General features: G+C 71.7%; 13 protein-coding genes. 7 read left to right on the top strand and 6 right to left on the bottom strand.

Annotated elements, in window-relative coordinates:
• Positions 1–43 precede the first annotated feature (43 nt).
• Entirely contained in the window at positions 44–1,054 is a 1,011-nt protein-coding gene (speB, locus tag OG202_RS18370) for an agmatinase (protein WP_328223148.1), read from the top strand.
• Positions 1,051–2,742 (top strand): thiamine pyrophosphate-binding protein, encoded by a 1,692-nt coding sequence (locus OG202_RS18365; RefSeq protein ID WP_328223147.1) that lies wholly within the window; start codon positions 1,051–1,053, stop codon positions 2,740–2,742. The genes speB and OG202_RS18365 overlap by 4 nt, the downstream gene beginning before the upstream one ends.
• Positions 2,743–2,783: 41 nt before the next feature.
• Here OG202_RS18365 and OG202_RS18360 read toward each other — a convergent pair whose 3' ends face one another.
• Positions 2,784–3,665, bottom strand: coding sequence for a YncE family protein (locus tag OG202_RS18360; protein ID WP_328223146.1), 882 nt, complete (start codon positions 3,663–3,665; stop codon positions 2,784–2,786).
• A gap of 389 nt (positions 3,666–4,054) precedes the next feature.
• On the opposite strand from OG202_RS18360, the gene OG202_RS18355 reads away from it, so the two are divergent.
• The 3 genes from OG202_RS18355 to OG202_RS18345 all read left to right on the top strand — a co-directional run bounded on the left by OG202_RS18355 (position 4,055) and on the right by OG202_RS18345 (position 10,417).
• Complete coding sequence (locus OG202_RS18355; protein ID WP_328223145.1) at positions 4,055–7,102, top strand: LodA/GoxA family CTQ-dependent oxidase; 3,048 nt, start codon at positions 4,055–4,057, stop codon at positions 7,100–7,102.
• Between the two features lie 154 nt (positions 7,103–7,256).
• On the top strand, positions 7,257–8,408 hold the full coding sequence (locus OG202_RS18350) for an FAD-dependent monooxygenase (RefSeq protein WP_328223144.1): 1,152 nt from the start codon (positions 7,257–7,259) through the stop codon (positions 8,406–8,408).
• Between the two features lie 74 nt (positions 8,409–8,482).
• Positions 8,483–10,417: a hypothetical protein gene (locus OG202_RS18345; protein WP_328223143.1), complete on the top strand. Its 1,935-nt coding sequence runs from the start codon at positions 8,483–8,485 to the stop codon at positions 10,415–10,417.
• 107 nt (positions 10,418–10,524) lie between these two features.
• On the opposite strand, the gene OG202_RS18340 is transcribed toward OG202_RS18345, so the two are convergent.
• From OG202_RS18340 to OG202_RS18330, 3 genes are all read right to left on the bottom strand, one after another.
• The gene (locus OG202_RS18340; RefSeq protein WP_328223142.1) at positions 10,525–12,015 is read right to left on the bottom strand and encodes an FG-GAP-like repeat-containing protein; all 1,491 of its coding nucleotides are present in this window, start codon (positions 12,013–12,015) and stop codon (positions 10,525–10,527) included.
• Between the two features lie 185 nt (positions 12,016–12,200).
• Positions 12,201–14,507 carry an ArnT family glycosyltransferase gene (locus tag OG202_RS18335; protein WP_328223141.1) on the bottom strand — a complete coding sequence of 769 codons (2,307 nt, stop codon included), beginning with the start codon at positions 14,505–14,507 and terminating at the stop codon, positions 12,201–12,203.
• Positions 14,508–14,694: 187 nt separating this feature from the next.
• Complete coding sequence (locus OG202_RS18330; protein WP_326582623.1) at positions 14,695–15,498, bottom strand: endonuclease I family protein; 804 nt, start codon at positions 15,496–15,498, stop codon at positions 14,695–14,697.
• 973 nt (positions 15,499–16,471) lie between these two features.
• Between OG202_RS18330 and OG202_RS18325 the strand changes: the two genes are divergently transcribed.
• Complete coding sequence (locus OG202_RS18325) at positions 16,472–17,830, top strand: phosphatase PAP2 family protein (RefSeq protein ID WP_328224687.1); 1,359 nt, start codon at positions 16,472–16,474, stop codon at positions 17,828–17,830.
• Here OG202_RS18325 and OG202_RS18320 read toward each other — a convergent pair.
• Both OG202_RS18320 and tnpA read right to left on the bottom strand, forming a co-directional pair.
• Entirely contained in the window at positions 17,776–18,141 is a 366-nt protein-coding gene (locus OG202_RS18320; protein ID WP_326582624.1) for a DUF4180 domain-containing protein, read from the bottom strand. The genes OG202_RS18325 and OG202_RS18320 overlap by 55 nt on opposite strands.
• Positions 18,142–18,608: 467 nt before the next feature.
• Positions 18,609–19,037, bottom strand: coding sequence for an IS200/IS605 family transposase (gene tnpA, locus OG202_RS18315; RefSeq protein WP_326575551.1), 429 nt, complete (start codon positions 19,035–19,037; stop codon positions 18,609–18,611).
• 50 nt (positions 19,038–19,087) lie between these two features.
• Between tnpA and OG202_RS18310 the strand changes: the two genes are divergently transcribed.
• A complete protein-coding gene (locus tag OG202_RS18310) occupies positions 19,088–20,218 on the top strand; it encodes an RNA-guided endonuclease InsQ/TnpB family protein (protein WP_327732211.1) in 1,131 nt (376 codons plus the stop codon).
• The last annotated feature ends 31 nt before the right edge of the window (positions 20,219–20,249 follow it).

The raw sequence follows: 20,249 nt of genomic DNA, 5'->3' as shown, positions 1-20,249 counted from the left end.
TATGCAGGTGCGACGAAGTACATGCAGGAAGTAGGCAGTTCCCATGAGCAGCAACGACACACCCCGCGGCCCCGTCGACTCGCCCCGAGGTCCCGTCGACTCCTCCCGCATTCCGCGCTACGCCGGTCCCGCGACCTACGCCCGGCTGCCCCGCCTCGACGAGGTGGGCCGCGCGGACGTCGCCGTCGTGGGTGTGCCGTTCGACTCGGGTGTCTCGTACCGGCCGGGCGCCCGCTTCGGCGGCAACGCGATCCGCGAGGCGTCCCGGCTGCTGCGCCCCTACAACCCGGCCCAGGACGCCTCCCCCTTCGCCCTCGCGCAGGTCGCGGACGCCGGTGACATCGCGGCCAACCCGTTCAACATCGACGAGGCGGTGGAGACGGTCGAGGCGGCGGCGGACGAGCTGCTGGGCACGGGGGCCCGCCTGATGACCCTCGGCGGCGACCACACCATCGCGCTCCCGCTGCTGCGGTCGGTCGCCAAGAAACACGGGCCGGTGGCCCTGCTCCACTTCGACGCGCATCTCGACACCTGGGACACGTACTTCGGCGCCGAGTACACGCACGGCACCCCGTTCCGGCGGGCGGTCGAGGAGGGCATCCTCGACACCGAGGCCCTGTCGCACGTGGGCACCCGGGGCCCGCTGTACGGCAAGCAGGACCTCACCGACGACGAGAAGATGGGCTTCGGGATCGTCACGTCGGCGGACGTGATGCGGCGCGGTGTGGACGAGATCGCCGACCAGCTGCGCCAGCGCATCGGCGACCGCCCCCTCTACATCTCCATCGACATCGACTGCCTCGACCCGGCCCACGCGCCGGGCACGGGCACGCCGGAGGCCGGCGGCATGACCTCGCGGGAACTGCTGGAGATCCTGCGCGGCCTGGCCTCCTGCAACCTGGTCTCCGCCGACGTCGTCGAGGTGGCGCCCGCGTACGATCACGCCGAGATCACCGCGGTGGCCGCCTCGCACACGGCGTACGAACTCACCACGATCATGTCCCGCCAGATCGCGCGGGCGAAGCGGGAAGAGCAGGAGAAGGCAGCGCAGTGACCCACGACCACGACTTGGTACTCCGCCCGACGGCCGCCCAGACGGAGGCCGCGCTGAACCCTCCCCCCGGCCGCAACGGCGGAGACCTGGTCGTGGAGACGCTGGCCGGGCTCGGCGCGACGACGGTCTTCGGGCTGCCCGGCCAGCACGCGCTCGGCATGTTCGACGCGCTGCGCCGCTCCGACCTGCGGTACATCGGCCTGCGGGTGGAGAACAACGCCGGGTTCGCGGCGGACGCGTACGGCCGCATCACCGGCGAGGCGGCCCCGCTGCTCCTGTCGACGGGCCCCGGCGCGCTGACGTCACTGGCCGCGCTGCAGGAGGCGGCGGCGGCCTCGGCCCCGGTGCTGGCGATCAGCAGCCAGGTCCCGACCGCCGGCCTGGGCGGCGGACGCCACGGCTACCTCCACGAACTCCCCGACCAGTCGGCCTCGTTCAGGGGCGTCGTCAAGTCCGTCCACACCGTCCGTACGCAGTCCCAGATCCCCTCCGCCGTCGCCGCCGCCTGGCAGTCCGCGCTGACCGCCCCGCACGGCCCGGTGTGGGTGGAGATCCCCCAGGACGTGCTGCTCGCCGAGACCTCGATCCCCGTGGTGACGGGCGGCGACGCCTTCCCCGAGGAGCTGCCCCCGCGCCCCGAACTGACCGCGCTGGCCGCCCACCTGCTGGCGTCCGCGGCCCGCCCGGCGATCATCGCGGGCGGCGGGGTCGTACGGGCGGACGCGTCCGGCAAGCTGCGGCAGCTGGCGGAGCGGCTGTCGGCGCCGGTCGTGACGACGTTCGGGGGGAAGGGCGCCTTCCCGTGGACGCATCCGCTGTCGCTCCAGTCCTGGCTGGAGGACCGGCACACGACGGACTTCCTGGAGGACGCGGACGTGTTGTTGGTGGTCGGTTCGGGGCTGGGTGAACTGTCCTCGAACTACCACACGTTCAGGCCCCGGGGCCGGGTGATCCAGATCGAGGCGGACCTGGGGAAGCTGGAGTCGAACCACCCGGCGCTGGGCATCCACGCGGACGCGCGCCTGGCCTTGACGGCGCTGCTGGAGACGATCGAGGAGACGAGGGAGGACGAGTCCGCGCCGGAGCGGGTGCGGGGCGTTCTCGGGAAGGTCCGCGAGCGCATCGACGCGCAGCAACTCACCCTGGAACAGAACCTGTTGGCGTCCATCCGGCGGGCCCTCCCGCCCCGCGCGCCCTCCTTCTGGGACATGACGATCCTGGCGTACTGGGCCTGGTCGGCGTTCGATCCCCGGGGCGCGAACACCATGCACTCCGCGCAGGGTTCCGGCGGCCTCGGCTACGCCTTCCCCGCGGCCCTCGGCGCGGCGGTGGCCGACCCGACCCACCCGGTCCTCGCCGTCTCCGGCGACGGCGGCGCGCTCTACTCGATCGCCGAGCTGGCCACGGCCCGGCAGTACGACCTCGACGTCACCTGGCTGATCGTCGACGACGGCGGGTACGGCATCCTGCGTGAGTACATGACGGACGCGTTCGGCGAGGCGACGGGCACGGAGCTGACCCGGCCGGACTATGTGGCGCTGGCCGAGTCGTTCGGCGTACCGGGGCTGCGGACGAGCCCCGAGACCCTCGCGGACGATCTGGCCAAGTCCCTTGCCACGCCCGGCCCTTCGGTGGTCGTACTCCCGGCGGTGCTGCGGATGTTCGCGCCGACGCACGCGCGGGACTGACCGCCCGGTCTCGCGGCGTCACCCGCACGGCACCGTGCCGGCTACAAGCTGATCACCGACACGGTGCCGGCGAAGAAGTTGGTGACGTAGAGGCGGGATCCGTCGGGGCTCACCGCGACACCGCGCGGGCCGTCAGCGACGGGGATGGTGTCGACCACCTCGCCCCGCGCGATGTCGATCACCGAGACGGTGTCGTACGGGAAGTGGGCCACGTACAGGCGGGCCCCGTCGTGGGTCACCGCCACCCCGTACGGGCCGGTGGCGACGGGGATCGTCGAGACCACCGCGGTGCGGTCGAGGTCGACGACGGACACCTTGCCGGAGAAGTAGTGGGTCACGTAGAGGTACTTCTGGTCGGGGCTCACCGCCACGCCGACCGGGAAGTCGAGGTCGGGTACGGTCGCGAAGTCGCCCATGGCGAACTGGTCGGTGACCCACACCCGGTCCTCCAGCGCCAGCGCCAGACAGACGCGCTGTCCGTCCGCACAGGCGGCCACCCCGTACGGCGCCTGGCCGAAATGGCTGCCGGAGACGTCGTCCGGGAGCTCGATCTTCAGCAGGAGGCGGGCGTTGGGGACCGTGACGTGCAGACGGGTGCCGTCCGGGCTCGCCGCCACACCGTACGGACCCTCGTCGACCGTGATCGTGTCCACGACCTCCTCGCGGGAGAGGTCGACGACCACCACGGAGTCCGCCCTGAAGTCGGTCACGTGGAGACGGGTCCCGTCGGGGCTCACCGCCACACTGTGCGGGCTCTCCCCGACCCGGATCGTCGTGACCGCGCGCGGGGCGGGTGGCGTGGTCGTGCTCGGAGGCCGGGCCACCTCCCGGCCTCGCTCGCGGGCCGCCTCCAGGAGACGTACCAGCGGCATATCGGCGCGTTCGGCTGCCAGACGGTCCCGGCTGTCGTGTTCGGTGGCCATGAAGGCACCTCCCGAATCCGTTGCACGAGTGGACGGTTGGGGCGCCGGTCGCGCATCGCGCGGTCACGAGGACGACGGCGTCGCACGGGCCGGCGCGGCGTCCGCGTTCGTCCGCGTTCGGCGGTGTTCGGCGGCGCGGGCCTACGGTCCAGTCTGGTGGAGTTCCAGGTGACGTGCGACTCGACGGCACTCGCCCCGGGCGCCGACGCATGACCGCCCCTCGCCCCCCGCCGCGTGCACGGCTCCGGCCCGCCCTTCGGTCGCGCGGCGCACGCTTGTTTGTCAGCATGGAGAGCTGTACGGACGGTGCGCGCCTGTACATCGCTCCACGAGCCCTGTGCGTCCCGGTGCGCATCCCGGTGCAGCGCCACATCGCGGGAGATCGAGCCATGGCCGTCATTTCCGCTTCCTCGTCCTCCGGGCCCTCCGAGAACGACGACCAGTCCGTGCCGGACTGCTCGTCGGATCCCGGGGCCGCGTTGAAGGACATGTTCGTCGACCGGTCCCAGGGCGACCGCATCGCCCGAGGGCAGGATCCCGTGGAACGGCCGGTCTTCCTCAAGCCGCACGGCACCGCCCGCGGCACTCTCACCGTCCGCGCCGACCTCCCGGACGAACTGCGCGTCGGATTCCTGGAGTTCGCCCGGCAGCGGCCCGAGGGGCTGACCGCCTGGGTGCGTTTCTCCAGCGACACCGTGCCCAGCCGCCCGGACCTGCTCACCACTCTCGGCGTCGGCGTCAAGCTCTTCGGCGTGCCCGGAGCCAAGCTGCTCGACGGCGAGCGCGACGCCGACACCCAGGACCTGCTGATGCAGAACCACGACGTGTTCTTCGTCGACACGGCTCGGGACATGTGCGAGTTCACCCGGGCCGGCGTGGTCCACCACGACTACGAGTCCTACCTGCGCGACCACCCGGTGACCCGGCGGATCCTCGACGACATGGCGAAGACCGAGGACAGCGTGCTGACGGCCACCTACTGGGGAGTGCTGCCGTACGCCTTCGGTACCGAGAGCGCCGAGAGCGCCGAGAGCACCGAGCGGTTCGTCAAGTACAAGCTGGTGCCCGCCGGTTGCGCTCCCGCCGACCCGGCGGCCACCCCGCCCGAGGAGAACCCCGGCTATCTGGGGACCGACCTCGCGCACCGGCTCGCCGCCGGTGACGCGGCCTTCGACCTGCTCGTGCAGTTCCGCACGGACGCCGAGGCCATGCCGCTCGACCGGGCGACCGTGCGCTGGGACGAGACCGTGAGCGCCCCGGTCCCCGTCGCCCGGCTCACCCTCAACCGGCAGGACGTCCGTGGCCGAGGGCAGTCGGCGTACGGCGCCAACCTGGCGTTCAACCCCTGGCACAGCCTCGCCGAGCACCGACCCGTCGGCAGCATCGCCGAAGCCCGCAGGACGGTCTACAAGGCGTCGGCCGACCGGCGCCGTGACGCGGGCGGCATCCCGGCCGCCGAACCCGGCCCCGCCCGGCCCCCGTCCACCGAGCCTCCGGGGCGCGACACCCGGGTCGTGCGGGCCGCCATCCACCCCGCGATCGGCGTCGCCCGGGTCGGCGACAGCGCCGACGGGTTCGTCCTCGCCCCCGAGACCGAGGACGAACCCCCGCTGCCCACCGGCTCGTACAAGGACGCGACCGGCGCCCTGAAGCGGCAGGCGGCCCGGTTCCGGATCTACGGCTACAACGCGGCAGGGGAACCGGTGGCCGAACTCACCGCGGACAACGCCGAGGTGCGCTGGACCGTGCACGTCGCCAACAAGAAGGCCGCCTGGTACCAGTTCCAGCTGGCCCTGGACATCCCCGAGGCCGCCCGGGCGGAGGAGAGCCAGCTCCGTAATCCCCTGGTCGCCGGCCCGGACCGCGGCAGGCTGGTCATCGACCCCGGCAGCCGCTCCGTACGCGGCCGCGACCGGGCCGGCGGTCCCGAACTGCGCTTCGACACCGGGAGGTTCCTCCGCATCCCGGTCTACCTCGGCGAGCTGCGCACCGACGGGGCCGGGCGGCTGATCTTCCTCGGCGGCCGGGGCGTCGCCGAGTCCGTCGACTTCAAGGAGGCCGAGGACTTCGCCAACAACGACGGCTGGTACGACGACATCTCCGACGGCCCGGTCACCGCCGAGGTCCGGGTCGACGGCCGCGTACTGCCGGTCGAACCGGCCTGGGTGGTGGTCGGCCCGCCCAACTACGCGCCCGAGCTGAAGTCCGTGCGCACGCTGTACGACCTCCTCCGCGACGCGTTCGTCACGGCCGGAACGCTCCCCGAACCGAAGAAGGTCTCCTTCACCCACGACATCCTGCCCATCCTGCGCCGCCTGTGCGATCTGCAATGGGTCAACCAGGGCCTGGCCACCCTGTTCGGACACGGCGGACGCGAACACTTCCTCGACCCCGACCTGCTGGCCGCCCTCGCCGATCCCGGCGCACGCCACGAGGAACTGCGCCGGCAGATCTCGAAGGCCATGCGGGACCCCGACCGGGACGGCACGTCACCGATACCCTGGCCGCCCGTCTACGGCGACGCGATGAGCCTGCCCGCCGTCTCCGCCCGCCAGTACCTGGCTCTCTCCCCGCTCCAGACACGGCTGTTGGCACGCTGGACCCGCGGCGAGTTCGTCCCCGACCTTGCCCCCGGTGCCGCCGCCACGCCCAAGCCCCTCGACCGGCTGCCGCTCGCCGACCGGCCCGCCGCCCTGGACCGCGCGGCCCTGTCCTTCTGCCTCGCCGACGCCTTCCACCCCGGCTGCGAGATCACCTGGCCGATGCGCCACACCACGCTGTACAGCGCGCCGTTCCGCATCCGCCACCTCCCGCCGGGCCCCGACCGCATGTACGGCAGGGTGCTCACCCCGCAGACCGCCCTGGCGTACGACGGGCCGCTGTACGCCCAGGGCCCCGGCCACCTGACCCGGTGGATGGCCGTGCCCTGGCAGACGGACACCGCGAGCTGCCGCTCCGGGTACGAAAGCCGGTACGACCCGTACCTGCCGACGTTCTGGCCCGCCCGCGTGCCCAACCACGTCCTCGCCGAGGAGGACTACCTGATCGCCGTCGACACCACGCGCCCGCGCGAGGAACGGCTCGCGGCGTTCGCACGGAGGGCCCCCTGGGACCGCTGGCTGCCCAAGCCCTACAAGGCCACCATCAATGCCATGGTCAAGGACTTCGGCCGGCTCGGCCTGGTCGAACGCCGTCCGGGCGCCACCGACGACCCCCTGCTGCCCGCCGAGATGCTCGTCGAGTCCGAGGTCTCCTTCCCCGCCGAGCCGGCCCCGCCGCGCGGCCGCAACCTGCTGAGCCTGCATGTGCCGCTCGCCGCCGACGAGCGGCTGCGGGAAGCCGTCCTGGCGACCGCCGTCGCCCTCGCCGAGGAACCCGACGAGGAGCTGTCGGCGGGCTACATCGCCAAGGTCGCCCGCTTCCCGGGCAACCGATGACCCGGCACGTGACCTGCCACCTGACCTGCCATGTGACCCGGCACGTGACCTGCCACGTGACCTGCCACGTGACCCGGCACGTGACCTGCCACCCGAGCCGCCACCTGACCCGGCACACGACCCGGCAGGCGACCGCCGGCCCCGGCGGTCAGTGGTGACGCGTCACGAGGTGTACGACGCGGTCGTCGCCGGCGGGGGACCGGCCGGCGCGGTGGCCGCCCTCGTGCTCGCCCGGGCCGGCCGGCGCGTGGCGATCGTGGACGACCCACCCGCGCCCGGGGCGGGAGCCCACAAGATCGGCGAAAGCCTGCCGTCGGCCGCCGCCCCACTGCTGCGCGACCTGAACCTGTGGCCCGACGGCACCGCCCCGCCCCACCTGCGCTCCACCGGGATGTCCGTCTCCTGGGGCTCGCCCGCGCTGCACGAGCGCGGCCCGGTGCAGGACCCGTACGGAGCCGGATGGCAGCTGGACCGCCTCCGCTTCGACACGTTCCTGCGGGAGGCGGCCCACGCGGCGGGCGCCGAGCCGCTCCACGGGCGGGCCGTGGACGCCGTGGACGACGGCCCCGGCCTGCGCCTGCTCGTGCGCCAGGGGGGCAGCACACGGGAACTGCGCTGCTCCTGGGCCGTCGACGCGACGGGACGGCGCGCCGCCCTCGCCCGGCGTCGAGCGGTCCGTCGGCGCGAGGACCGGCTCGTGGCCGCCCATGTGCTGATGCCGCGTCACCGTCCGTCCACGGCGGGGGAGTCGGACCGGGAGGCCAGGACCGTCGTCGAAGCGGTCCCCGGTGGGTGGTGGTACACGACGCTCACTCCCGTGGGCCGGATCGTCGCCCACCTGACGGACCCCGACCTCGCCGACCCCCGGCTGCGCACCCCCGACGGGTTCCTGCGCGCGGCCCTGCGCACCCGGTACATCGGCGCCCGCCTCACGTCCCGGGACCTCGCCGATCCGCCGGTCCCGCGCTGGAGCGCCGCCCACGGCCTGCGCCTCACGCCGTACGGCGGCCGGGGCTGGATCGCCGCCGGTGACGCGGCGCTGGCCTTCGACCCGCTCTCCTCCCAGGGCATCCTCACCGCGCTGCACGGCGGAGCCCGCGCCGGCCTCGCCACGGCCCTGTGCCTCGCGGGCGCACCGCCCCGCCCGGTCCTGGCCTCGTACACGGACTTCCTCGACGGCGTCGCCACCGCCTACGTACGCCATCGGGCGGAGGCGTACACGGCGGAGACCCGCTGGCCGGAACTGCCGTTCTGGCAACGGCGGGGGGCCGTCCGCCGACGCGCGGGACAGGGGCCCCACGACTAAAGTGGGCATAGGGAGCAAATGGGGGAAAATCACCTGTTCCGGGGGAACAAACCACCCGCTCTGGGGGTTCGGCCATGGCATCTCAGTCACAGTGCGTTCTGGACGCGGCGGAAATCACCCAAGCCGTACAGGACCTCAACCACTCGGTGACCCTGATCGCGGGAAAGACCACCGTCGTCCGGTTGTACCTCAGGGGTACCTCCGGCCCGGCGGTCTCCGTGCGGGGCGCCATCGCCGTCCGCCGCTCCCCGGCGGAACCGGCCGGCACGATCACCTCGGTCAACGCGATCACCCTCGATCCGGCCCAGCCCCACGACCTCGCCACGTGCCGCGGGGACGCCGGACTCAGCCTCAACTTCCTGCTGCCCAGCTGGCTCACGGCCGAAGGCCCGCTCAGCGTCACGGCGGTGAACGTCGTCGACGCCGTCAGCGGGACCCCGCTGCCGCTCACCGGTCCCGCCGGACCCACGGTCTGGTTCAAGACCGGGCCGCCGCTGCGCCTGCGCGTCCTGGGTGTGCGCTACCCCTTCGGCAGCCCGGCCGACATGCGCGCCCCACGGGAGAAGGACTACCTGGCGCTGGTCTCCTGGCTGGGGCGCGCCTATCCGGTGGCCGAGGTCATCAGCTCGCGCGCGGTCGTCGACGCGGTCGTCCCGCCGGAATTCGACGCCGAGGACGTCAACGCCCAGCTCGCCGCGCTCCGGTCGCTCGACATGAGCGCCGGCGGGGACCAGCGCACGCACTACTACGGCCTGGTCGCCGACAGCGGCTTCTTCATGCGCGGGGCGGCCTCGGGCATACCGACGCTGCCCGACCCCACCACCGTGGCGTCGGGACCCACCGGCGCCTTCCCCTACGGCTGGGACTTCGACGGTGTGTACGGCGACTGGTACGGCGCCCACGAACTGGCCCACACACTGGGCCGCAGACACCCCGGCTTCTGCGGGGAGAGCCACGACGACCTGCTGAACTACCCCATCAAGAACGGCCAGCTCGGCGACGAGACCCACGGGTTCGTCGGCTTCGACGTCGGTGACGCGGCCCTCGGCCTGCCGATGACGGCACTTCCGGGAGAGCAGTGGCACGACGTGATGACGTACTGCACATTCCAGTGGATCAGTTCCTACACCTATGAGGGTGTACGGCGCCGTCTGCTCGCCGAGGACGCCCTCGTGTCGGGCGCCGGCCCCGTCGCCGAGCCGACCCCGACGGTCGCGCCCACGCCGCCGCTGACCGCCGCGGTCATGGCGGGGCTCGGTGGAAGCCGCGGGCGGCCCGACGACCGCCGCCCCACGCGGACCGTGAGCAGGGTGACGTCGACCGGCCCCGGCACGCGGGCGGCGGTGGCGGGCCCCGACCCGGACGGTGGTGCGCCCGGGCAACTCGTCAGTGTCGTCGGGACGGTGAACCTCACCCGCGTCGAGGGCAGCATCCGGTTCGTCAACCCGGTGGAGCGGCCGGCCGTGCCACCGAGCCCGCCGGCCGGGCAGGCCCCGCCGCCGGAGACGGCGGAGGGCGGACAGCCCCCGACAGCCCTGCTGCGGATCCTGCAGTCCGGTGGGACCCCGCCGCAGGAGATCCAGGTGCCGGTCAAACTGAGCTCGGAACCGGAGCCGGGCGCCGACCGGACCGGCCTGATCGACGCGGTGGCGCCCGTCGGCCCCGCTCCGGAGGCCGTGGAACTGGTCGTGGACGGCCAGGTGGTGGACACCTTCCGGCCGGGCGGCGGCCCGCCCACGCTGCGAGCCGCTCGGTACGCGAGTGCCGAGGACGGCATGTTCGGCATGGACCTGGAGTTCGACCGGGACCCTGAGCCCGACCTCTCCTACTCCGCACAGGTCAGCGCGGACGGCGGCCGCACCTGGCAGACCCTGGGCGTCGGACTCAAGGAGCCCACGGTCCAGCTCGACCGCGGCCAGTTCCGGCCCGGGGACGACGTCCGGCTGCGCATCACGACGACCAACGGATTCAGCAGTACGGCGGCGGAGACGGCACTGTTCCCCGAGTGAGGCCCGCCCGGCCGGACCCGGCGGGGGTTCGGCGTGACCGCCTCCTCGCGGTCACGCCGACCCGGCGGATCGGAACCCCTGCTCCGGTCGCGTCGGTTGCCCGGCGCTCAGCGCAGGGCCGCGCCGAACATCGCGTCCGTGACCGGGCCCGCCACGTCGCCGGGGCCGAAGGCGAGGGCCGATGTGGTGGTCAGGCCGGTGGCCGTGCCGCGGAGGACCCAGACGGCTCCGTTGTCGCTGTTCTCGGCGGGAGCGCCGACGGCGAGGTCGGGGTGGCCGTTGCCGTTGACGTCCAGGAGGGCCGTGGTGGCACCGAACTTGTCGTCCGCCTCGGCGACTCCGGGGACCCCGGCGGTGTTCTGGTGGAAGACCTGGATGCCGGCGCCCGTGATGCCGGAGGCGCTGCCGGGGACGAGGGCGACCGAACCCGCGTTGGTGATGTCCGTGATGTCCTCGTATGCGATGCCGAGGGCGAGGTCGGCGTAACCGTCACCGGTGACGTCGGCGACGGAGACCGCCGAGCCGACCAGGTCACCGTCCTCCTGCGCGCCGGGGAAGCCGGCCAGGCCCTGGTCGAAGGTCTGGACGTTCGCCTCGGACGGGCCGGTGGCGGAGCCGTAGGCCACGCGGACCTGGTCGGACCAGCCCTCCGCGCCCACGACCACGTCGTCGTAGCCGTCACCGTTCACGTCGCCGATGCCGGTGCCGGCCGGGTCGCGGCTGGTGTCGTCGCCGGGTGCGAAGCCGCGGGTGAAGCCCGAAGCGCCGCCCAGGAGAAGGCGGTTGCCCCAGGTGCCGTCGCCCGTGTAGTGCCATTGGACCAGGTCGTCCCGGCCGTCGCCGTTGACGTCCCCGACCTGGCCGGAGACGACCGGGCCGGTGATGGAGGACGGGCCGTTCTCGCAGCCGCCGCCGGTCTCGCAGGACGCGTCGTCCTCGTTCCAGCCCCACCACAGGGACTTGTCGAGGAGGGGGAGTACGGCGTTGGGCTGGCCGGCGCGGGAGATCGGGCCCTTCCACAGGGCCGCCGGGGCACCCTCGGGGTCGTCGCCGCCGACGTCCTGGGCGGAGAAGAGCGCGAGGTCGGTCTTGCCGTCGCCGTCGAAGTCGCCCGCCTGCGGGGCCGCCCCGAACCCGGCGATGCTCGTACCGCCGGTCAGCCCGGAGGCCGACCCCCAGAGGATCACGGAGCCCGCCGTGCCGCCCGCGATCACCAGGTCGCCGTAGCCGTCCCGGTCCAGGTCGCCCTTGGTGAACGTCGAGCCGAAGCGCTGGTTCGCGGTGGCGGAGCCGGGCACGCCGCTCGTCGAACGGCTGACGAGCTTCTTCTTCGTCGTGGAGAGCCCGCTGTTCGAGCCGTACATGACGGCCACATAGCCCGCCTTGGCCTTACTGGACACCGTGGCGTTCGGTGCGCCGACGACCAGGTCGGCGTACCCGTCCCCGTTGAAGTCGTCCGCCGCGCCCACCGACGCGGGGGCCGCCGAGGCCGGGCCGAGCGACAGGGCGGTCAGGCCGCCGGCCAGCAGCACCACCGCTGCCAACGGGGCGCTCACTCGTGCCGTGCGGGTGCTGCGTCGTGCTCCTGCTCGTGACATGCACGTGCCTTTCGAGTCGGTGGGGTCCGGCGGTTCCGGCGGACGGAAGCGTCGCGTCCGTGTAGTCCGACTCGACTCAGGGTTCATCGGTTGTACGTGCGAATGTCAGGGATCGGTAACTGGCGGAGAGCCCCTGGACGCGGGTCCGTCCAGGGGCTCTCCTGCGAGGTGCGTCGGGCCTGTGGCTACGTCACGTCCGACGGGTCCAGGCGGTAGACACTCGCCGACTGGCTGTTCTCACCGGACGTCGCGCCCGAGTCCGACGTCGCGCTTGCGCCGTACTCGCTCGCGTCCACCGCCGTGCCGTTCTCCTGCACCCAGGCGGTCACCTCGGAGCTGAGGGTGGAGTTGCCGCCGCGGCCGCCCCCCATGCCGCCGCCGAGCTGGATGTAGTGCAGCTCGCCGTTCTTCACCAGCTCCTTGAGCTTGGCGAGGGTCATGGCCTGGTCGCTGCCGGACCAGCCCCACATGGAGATGACGGGCTCGCCGCTGCTGAGGATGAGCTGGGCCGCGCTCTGCGAACTCGACACCGCGAGCAGCCACGTGGCGCCGTCCTGGTTCTTCTTCAGGTAGGAGACCAGCTCGGTGTCGGCGCCGCCGCCCATACCGCCTCCTCCGCCGCCCATGCCACCGCCGGGCCCGCCGCCCGTGCCGCCCTGCGGGGCCTGGCCGCCGCCGGACTGCTGGTCGCCGGTGCCGTTCGGGGGCGTGCCGGTGCCGGTTCCGCCGGACTGCCCGTCCTGCTGGGTGCCGTCCTGCTGGGTGCCGCCGGGCGCCCCGCTCGGGGGCGTACCCGTCTGACCGCCGCCCGGCTGCTGCCCGTTGGCCTGACCGCCGGCCTGGCCGTTCGCCTGGCCGTTCTGGCCGCCGCCCGGGAATCCACCGCCACCGGGACCGCCGCCGCCCGCGCGGTTGCCCCCACCACCGAAGCCGCCCGTCCCGCTCCCCGTCGTCGGCCCGGCGGTCGGGTTGGTGCCGCCCATGCCGCCGCCCGTGGCGGAGAGCTCGGTGGCGGCGTACGCGGCGGGGCCCGCGACCGAGGCGACGACCGCCGCGGTGAGGGAGGCGGCCAGCAGCCGTACACGGTTGCCGGAGCCGCCGGAACGGAAGACGACCAGGCCCACGACCCCGGCCACCATGACCACCGCGATCGCCGGCCACAGCCAGGTGTTCCAGTCGGTGGCCCGGCGCAACAGGACGACCGCCCACCCACCCGTCACCGCGAACGCGGCCGGCAGCACCCACAGCCACCGCTTGTCCGTGCGGAAGGCGCGCAGCAGCATCAGGCCGCCGCCTCCGCAGAGGGCCGCGATGCCGGGGGCGAGCGCGGTCGTGTAGTACGGGTGCATCGTGCCCTCGGCGAGGCTGAAGGTCAGGTAGTGCAGGGCCGTCCAGCCGCCCCACATCACCAGCGCGGCGCGCGTCAGGTCCGTACGCGGGGCGCGTCCGCACAGCACCAGGCCGCCGATGAGCGCGATGGCAGCGAAGGGCAGCAGCCAGGAGATCTGGCCGCCGAGGACGTCGTTGAACATCCGGCCGAGGCCCGCGGTGCCGGAGAAGCCGCCGCCTCCGCCGCCCCCGCCTCCGCCGTTGCCCTCGCCGCCGAGGATCCGGCCCAGGCCGTTGTAGCCCATGATCAGGTTCCAGGCCGTGCCGTCGGTGGAGCCGCCGATGTACGGCCGCTCGTCGGCGGGTACGAGGGAGACGGCCGCCGCCCACCAGAAGCTGGAGACGGCGAGGGCCACGCCCGCGAGCGACAGGTTCACGATCCGCTTCACCAGGCCCGTGTTCGCCGCGTACAGGTAGACGGCGAACACGGCGGGCAGGGCGATGTAGCCCTGGAGCATCTTGGTGTTGAAGGCGAGGCCGAAGCAGGCGGCCGAGCCGAGCAGCGGAAGCAGCCTGCCGTTGTGCACGGCGCGCAGTGCGAGGGCCGCGCCCGCCACCATCAGGAAGACGAGGAGGGTGTCGGGGTTGTTGTCGCGGTTGATGGCGACCGTGATGGGGGTGAGGGCGAGCACGAGCGCGGCGACGGCCGCGGCCCCGTGGCCCCAGACCCGCTTCACCGAGGAGTGCAGGATCCAGAGGGTGCCGAGCGCGGAGGCGATCAGCGGGGCCATCATCTGCCAGGTGCCGAAGCCGAGGATCCGGCAGGACAGCCCCATCACCATCAGCACGAAGGGCGGCTTGTCGACGGTGAGGAAGTTCCCCGCGTCCAACGAGCCGAAGAACCAGGCCTTCCAGCTCTGCGTGCCGCTGAGCACGGCCGCGCTGTAGAAGCTGTTCAGACCGGAGGAGGACAGGTTCCAGGAGTACAGCACCCCCGCCAGGATCATGATTCCGATCAGCGCCGGGAGCGACCAGCGCGGTGCGTTCTCCGGTGGCCGTACGGGGGCGGCGGGCGGCGGGGACTCGGCGGCCGGTCCCGGCGAGGCGGGGTTCGGCTCGGCGCTGTCGGGGGCGTGGGGGCGTGGGTCGGTGGCAGATGTCACCACCGCACCGTGCGGCGACGGAATGAGCGTGCACTGTGGCATGCCTGGCAGCGGCCTGTGAATGCGCACCGGGGGAAGTAGAGGGCGGGCCCGCGAGAACGGCGAACTCCCGGCCGCCGGACCGGGAGTTCGCCTTGTGCGTTGTGTGCGTTATGCGTGTTGTGCGCGTTCGTCGGGGATCCGGCGTCTACCAGATCGCCTCGACCCACTCCGGGTGGTCGATGAACGGGTTGCGGTTCTTCTGGTAGGTGTCGTAGATGACCTGGTTGCGGCGCTCCTCGAAGGAGTCCGGCGGGTCCTCGTCGTTCCAGGCCTTCAGTACGGAGAGGCGCCCGTGGTAGCGGGTGCCGCCGTTGTTGACGGAGTCGTTGGGCTCCAGGTTGGGCCAGCCGTCGTCACCCTCGTAGCGGACGGCCATGTAAAGGATCATGCGGGCCACATCGCCCTTGACCGCGTCGCGGGGCTCGAAGGAGTTCGAGTCGTAGAGGCTGCCGCCGCTGTTGGTGAAGCTGCTGCCGCCGTTGTCGAAGTCGAGGTTGCCGCGGATGGCGTTGACCGTCACGTCCTCCGGGCGGAGGTGGTGCAGGTCGGTGCCGGGGCCGGCGGAGGTGCCGAAGTCGCCGTGCGACTGGGCCCACACGTGCTCGCGGTTCCAGTTGCCGGAGTTACCGCCGTTGAGGGTCTTGCTGCGCGAGATGCCGCTGTACAGCAGCTTCACGTTGCTGCTGTTGTTCGGGTCCTGGTCGGTGACCTTCAGGGCCTCCCAGACAGCCGAGTACGACAGCTTCGTCTGGGGGCTGATGATCGTGTGCAGGGAGGACTTGAGGCTCGTACCGGTCTTGCCGATCGCGTTCTTGTAGTACGTGCTGTCGTAGGCGGTCGTCGTCGCCGAGGCCGGGGTGGCGGTGGCCGCCGGAAGGACGATACCGACGAGCACGGCCGACGTCGCGAGCGCGACCGACTTCCAACTGCGTATGCGCGCAGCGGGCATGAGGGGTGTCCCTTCCCAGAGGGCCGCGCAGCGCGAGGAGTTGCTTCGGGGAGCCTCGTTCTACGCGGGTTGACTGTGTGGGTAACCGAGAGATTGGCATGGACGGGTCAGTCCATGTGTTACGACGGGAAGGCGATTCGGTGACGTTATGGCTAACGGGGCAACCCTCGTGCCCCCACGCCCTTCCGAGTGCCCCGATGAGAGGGGAGACCCCAATTGACGTGGGGAATCAGGCGTGCTGGGCCCGTGCCGCGCCGGTCGCGGACCGGTCGCGGACCGATCGGTGCGCCGACCGGTCCGCCGGAGCTCACAGCCGGCGCCCAGCCGCCTCGAAGCCGTCTCCGAGGCTGGTGTTGAATGCGAGGGCGGCCGGGGTGCGTGCGGGCGGATCAGGTGCGCGACCTGCTCGAAGAGCGGAAGCGGCTGCTCCGACTCATGGATCCCACCGCCGACGACCACCACGCCCCAGGGGCGCTCGGTCGGGGACGCGACGACGGTGGGCCCGGCGGCCTCGTCATGCACGACCCGGCATGCACGACCCGGCATGCCACCCGTCATGCACGACCCGGCATGCACGACCGGCGCCGATGCCGTGTCGATGCCGGGTGCGTCGAGCCGGGCCGACTCCGCGTCGAGAGCCCGCGCGCGGTGTCTCCCCGTCCGGGCCGGGTACCGCATGGACGTCGTAACCGATGACAAGAACGGAAGGTGTGTGCCCCACTTGTTCGACAGCAGACTTGTTCGGCACCAGGCAACCCCGACGAGGGGTCGTCCGTCTTCCATGGAGCGATCACTCTCGCCGTGATCCGGTCCACCCGCCCGCGCCACTCACCGGAAAGCCATGCTGCCCGCCAAGAAGAGACCCAGCCAGCTGAAGAACACATCGGCCAGATAATTGATACCCATAGTCGCGCGGGCGCTCCCGCGCATAAGAAGCACCCTCGCGTCCACCGCCTGGCGTCGACCACGGGTGATCCTGTGGGTCGCGGTGAGTGCCGTGGCCATCGGATTCCTCGTCGCGCTGGAGGCGATCGCCCGGGGATACGGCCTGCCGGGGCCGGTCACCAACCAGGCGCGAGAGGTGATATTCGCCCCCAAATCGGGGCCGTTGCTCTACGCCAGTATGGCGTTGACGATGGTGGTGCTCACCTGGCGGCAACGGTTCATCGCGGCCGGGGTGGCGATCGGCATCGACGTCGTCTTCTTCGTCGTGCGGTGGATCGTCGACGCCAGGATGATGTTCGGCAACGGCGCGCTGTGGGTGATTCTGGGCTGTGCGGTCGTCGCCGTCACCCGGCGCACCGGCCGTGAACGGGCCCTGCTGCTGAAGGGCGTCGGGCTGGGCCTGCTGCTGGTGGCCGGCCGCAAGACCGGCGACGCCTGGCTGCTGATCACGTCCAAGACCCGCCCGACGGTGCTCGACCCGTATCTGGCGACCGCCGACCACGCCCTGGGCGACCCGTCGTGGCTGGTGGGCCGGATGGTCAGGGCCACGGGTCCGATCGGCACGCATCTGCTCGACTGGGTCTACATACAGCTCGCGGTGGCCGCGGTCGTCGTCACGCTCTACCAGCTGCGTCACGTGGCGGCCGAACGCCGCTTCCCGCGCCACCACCTGGTGCGCACCTTCCTGGTGATCGGCCTCCTCGGACCGAGCATCTACATGGTCTTCCCGGTGGTCGGCCCGGTCTTCGCCTACGGCCAGGGCGCCTTCGGCACCGGCGGCGGACAGTGGGCGCTGGCCCACCTGTGGCCCGACGTCCCGCCCCCGATCAGCGCCCCGCACCCGATGTCGTACGACGAGATAACCCCGCGCAACTGCATGCCCAGTCTGCACACGGCGTGGGCCACCGCGATCTTCATCCACTCCCGCGGCGGCCCGCGCCTTCTGCGCTTCGCGGGCACGTTCTGGCTGATCGCCACGCTCGGCGCGACGCTGGGGTTCGGCTACCACTACGGTGTGGATCTCATCGCGGGTGTGGTCTTCACGCTCACCATCGAGGCGGCTCTGCGCACGTACGACCGCGGCTGGGACCGGTCGGGGATGCGGCTGGTCGCCTACGGCGCGACGGTGTTCGTCGGGCTCCTGCTGGCCTATCGCTACCTGCCCTTGGAGATGGCCCGGCACCCGTGGGTGGCCGGACCGCTTCTCCTTCTGGTGATGGCCTCGGTGGTGTACGGCTACGTGCGGGTCGACCAGCGGTGGGCGCCGAAGGTCGCACCGGCACGGCAGCCGGCACAGTCGGCGGGACGGCAACCCGAACTGGCGGGAATCCCTCAGCCCTTGAGCCGCTCCCGCAGCTCGTCGACATCGGCCAGGAACCACGTCTGACGGTTGCGGTTGCATTCGCGGACGAAGTCGCGCAGGGCGGAACTGGCGGTCGTGTGGCGGGATATGTCGCCGATGACGGCGAGGCCGACGCGGTACTGGACGAACTTCTGGATGATGTCGCCGGCGACGCGGGTGGGCAGGTGGAAGAACGCCTCGTCGAAGCGTTCGACGGGGACGGCGACCCAGGCGGCGCCCTGGTACCCGGCGTTGCCGATGAGATCCAGGGCGTCGCTCTCGCGGGCGATCGGCTCGCCCTCGGGAGCGCACATCAGGACGGGCACGTCGTGGATCGTCTCCAGGGTGGTGGTCATGGAGGGCGAGGCTACCGCCGGACTCCGGCCCGGTGCCGGGGGTGGGGGAACGGGCGGGGCCCGCCGGAGGGTGGGGCGAGCGGGGCGGACTCACCGCACCAGGTCGCCGTAGGCGATGACGTACTCGCCGTACTGGTGGCGGAAACCCGAGTGGAAGTCGTCCTGCAGGCTTCCGTGCAGGTAGTTCGGGAGTTTGCCGTCCAGGGGGCTGAACTCCGCTATCGCGAGGAACAGTTCGGTGGCGGCGGTCCCGTACTTGGGGCCGCGTTCTCGGGCGGCGAGCAGGTGCCGGCCCGCCTGCGCGAGGTGGTCCCGCAGGTGCGGACCGGGGTGCTGCTTGGCCTTGTCCAGGTTCTTGGCGGTCTTCAGCTTGATCTAGCGCGGAACCCCGGGCGTTCACGTCCGGGAGGAAGCGCTTCTCTGGATCGCTCTGACTTGCAGGTGCCCACGGGTCTGCACTGTTGACCTCAGCCAGGGCGCTTCTGGTTCTCGATGTACTCCTTGATGATCTCCAACGGTGCTCCGCCGCACGAGGCGGCGAAGTACGAAGGCGACCAGAAGTGGTCACCCCACAGGTACTTACGGATATGGGCTGGGAACTCCTGGCGGAGCCGCCGGGCAGAGACGCCCTTGAGAGAGCCGACCAGCCGGGACAGGGCGACTTTGGGCGGGTAGTGCACCAGCAGGTGGACGTGGTCCCTCTCCCCGTTGAACTCCACCAGCTCGGTGTCGAAGTCCGCGCACACGTCACGCATGACCTCCTCGCAGCGCCGAAGGATCTCATCGGTGAACGGGCCGCGCCGATACTTTGGTGTGAAGACCAAGTGCGCGTGAAGGGTGTAGACGACTGTTCTACCCCTACGAATATTGGGGTTTGACTCCCAGCGTGGTGACATAGATCAACGATACGATCACGCCTGTGAAACTCGTTGTGCAGGTAAAGCTGATGCCGGAGGCCGGGCAGGCCACCGCGCTTCTCGCGGCCCTGCGCACGGTCAACGAGGCCGCGAACTGGGTGTCGGCGGTGGCGTTCGAGCAGGGCGTGCCGCGTGAGTACGAGCTGCGTAAGCACACCTACGCGGAGTTGAAGTCGCGGGGGTTGGGAGCGCAAGCAGCCCAGCACACCATCAAGAAGGTCCGCGACGCCTACACGACACTCAAGGCCAACATCAAGGCTGGGAACCTCGGCAGACCGGGCTCGAAGCGGCGCAGGAAGGCCGAGTCCAAGCCCGTCGCCTTTCGGCCCGAGGCAGCCCAGCCGTACGACGACCGGTGCCTGAGCTGGCAGTACGACGCGCAGACGGTGTCTATCTGGACCACTGCCGGACGCATCCGGGGTGTGCGGTTCGTCTGTTCCGCCGACGGCCTCAAGATGCTGCGTGAGCACCGGCAGGGCGAATCGGATCTGGTGGAACGCGACGGCGTGTTCTACCTGATCGCTACCTGCGAGGTCCCCGAGGAGAAGCAGTACGAGCCCGACGGGTTCATCGGCGTCGACCTCGGCATCGTCAACATCGCCACTACGTCCACCGGCTACCAGGCCGCCGGGCGCGACCTGAACCACCACCGCAAACGCCACGGCGATCTACGCGGCAAGCTCCAGCGCAAGGGCACCAAGTCCGCCAAGCGGCTGCTGAAGAAGCGCAACCGGCGCGAGCAGCGCCATGTCTCCAACACCAACCACATCATCGCGAAACGAATCGTGACCGAGGCTGAACGCACCTCGGCCGGAATCGCCCTGGAAGATTTGGGCGGCATCCGGCAGAGGGTACGGCTCCGCAAGCCCCAACGGGTCGCGCTCCACTCCTGGGCCTTCGCCCAGCTCGGAGAGTTCATCGCGTACAAGGCACGCCGAGCAGGCGTGCCCGTGGTTCACGTCGACCCTGCCCACACCTCGCAGACATGCTGCGAGTGCGGGCACGTCGACAAGAAGAACCGGGTCGACCAGGCCCTCTTCATCTGCCGGAACTGCGGGGTCGTTGCCCACGCGGACCGGAACGCTTCCCACAACATCGCCCAACGTGGCGCCGTGGTGTGGAACGCGGGGCGTGAGTCACGCGTCCCAGCCACCCCGTAAAGGGGTGGCAGGACGGAGGAGCCCACCCAGC

Source organism: Streptomyces sp. NBC_00310, assembly GCF_036208085.1.
In the GTDB taxonomy this organism is placed as follows: domain Bacteria; phylum Actinomycetota; class Actinomycetes; order Streptomycetales; family Streptomycetaceae; genus Streptomyces.
This window is presented reverse-complemented; position numbering and strand designations above follow the sequence as displayed.

Bases quoted from the DNA above. Each gene is read 5' to 3' on its own strand.
- speB (WP_328223148.1), top strand. From the start codon at position 44: ATGAGCAGCAACGACACACCCCGCGGCCCCGTCGACTCGCCCCGAGGT.
- OG202_RS18360 (WP_328223146.1), bottom strand. From the start codon at position 3,665: ATGGCCACCGAACACGACAGCCGGGACCGTCTGGCAGCCGAACGCGCC.
- OG202_RS18355 (WP_328223145.1), top strand. From the start codon at position 4,055: ATGGCCGTCATTTCCGCTTCCTCGTCCTCCGGGCCCTCCGAGAACGAC.
- OG202_RS18345 (WP_328223143.1), top strand. From the start codon at position 8,483: ATGGCATCTCAGTCACAGTGCGTTCTGGACGCGGCGGAAATCACCCAA.
- OG202_RS18340 (WP_328223142.1), bottom strand. From the start codon at position 12,015: ATGTCACGAGCAGGAGCACGACGCAGCACCCGCACGGCACGAGTGAGC.
- OG202_RS18330 (WP_326582623.1), bottom strand. From the start codon at position 15,498: ATGCCCGCTGCGCGCATACGCAGTTGGAAGTCGGTCGCGCTCGCGACG.
- OG202_RS18320 (WP_326582624.1), bottom strand. From the start codon at position 18,141: ATGACCACCACCCTGGAGACGATCCACGACGTGCCCGTCCTGATGTGC.
- tnpA (WP_326575551.1), bottom strand. From the start codon at position 19,037: ATGTCACCACGCTGGGAGTCAAACCCCAATATTCGTAGGGGTAGAACA.
- OG202_RS18310 (WP_327732211.1), top strand. From the start codon at position 19,088: ATGCCGGAGGCCGGGCAGGCCACCGCGCTTCTCGCGGCCCTGCGCACG.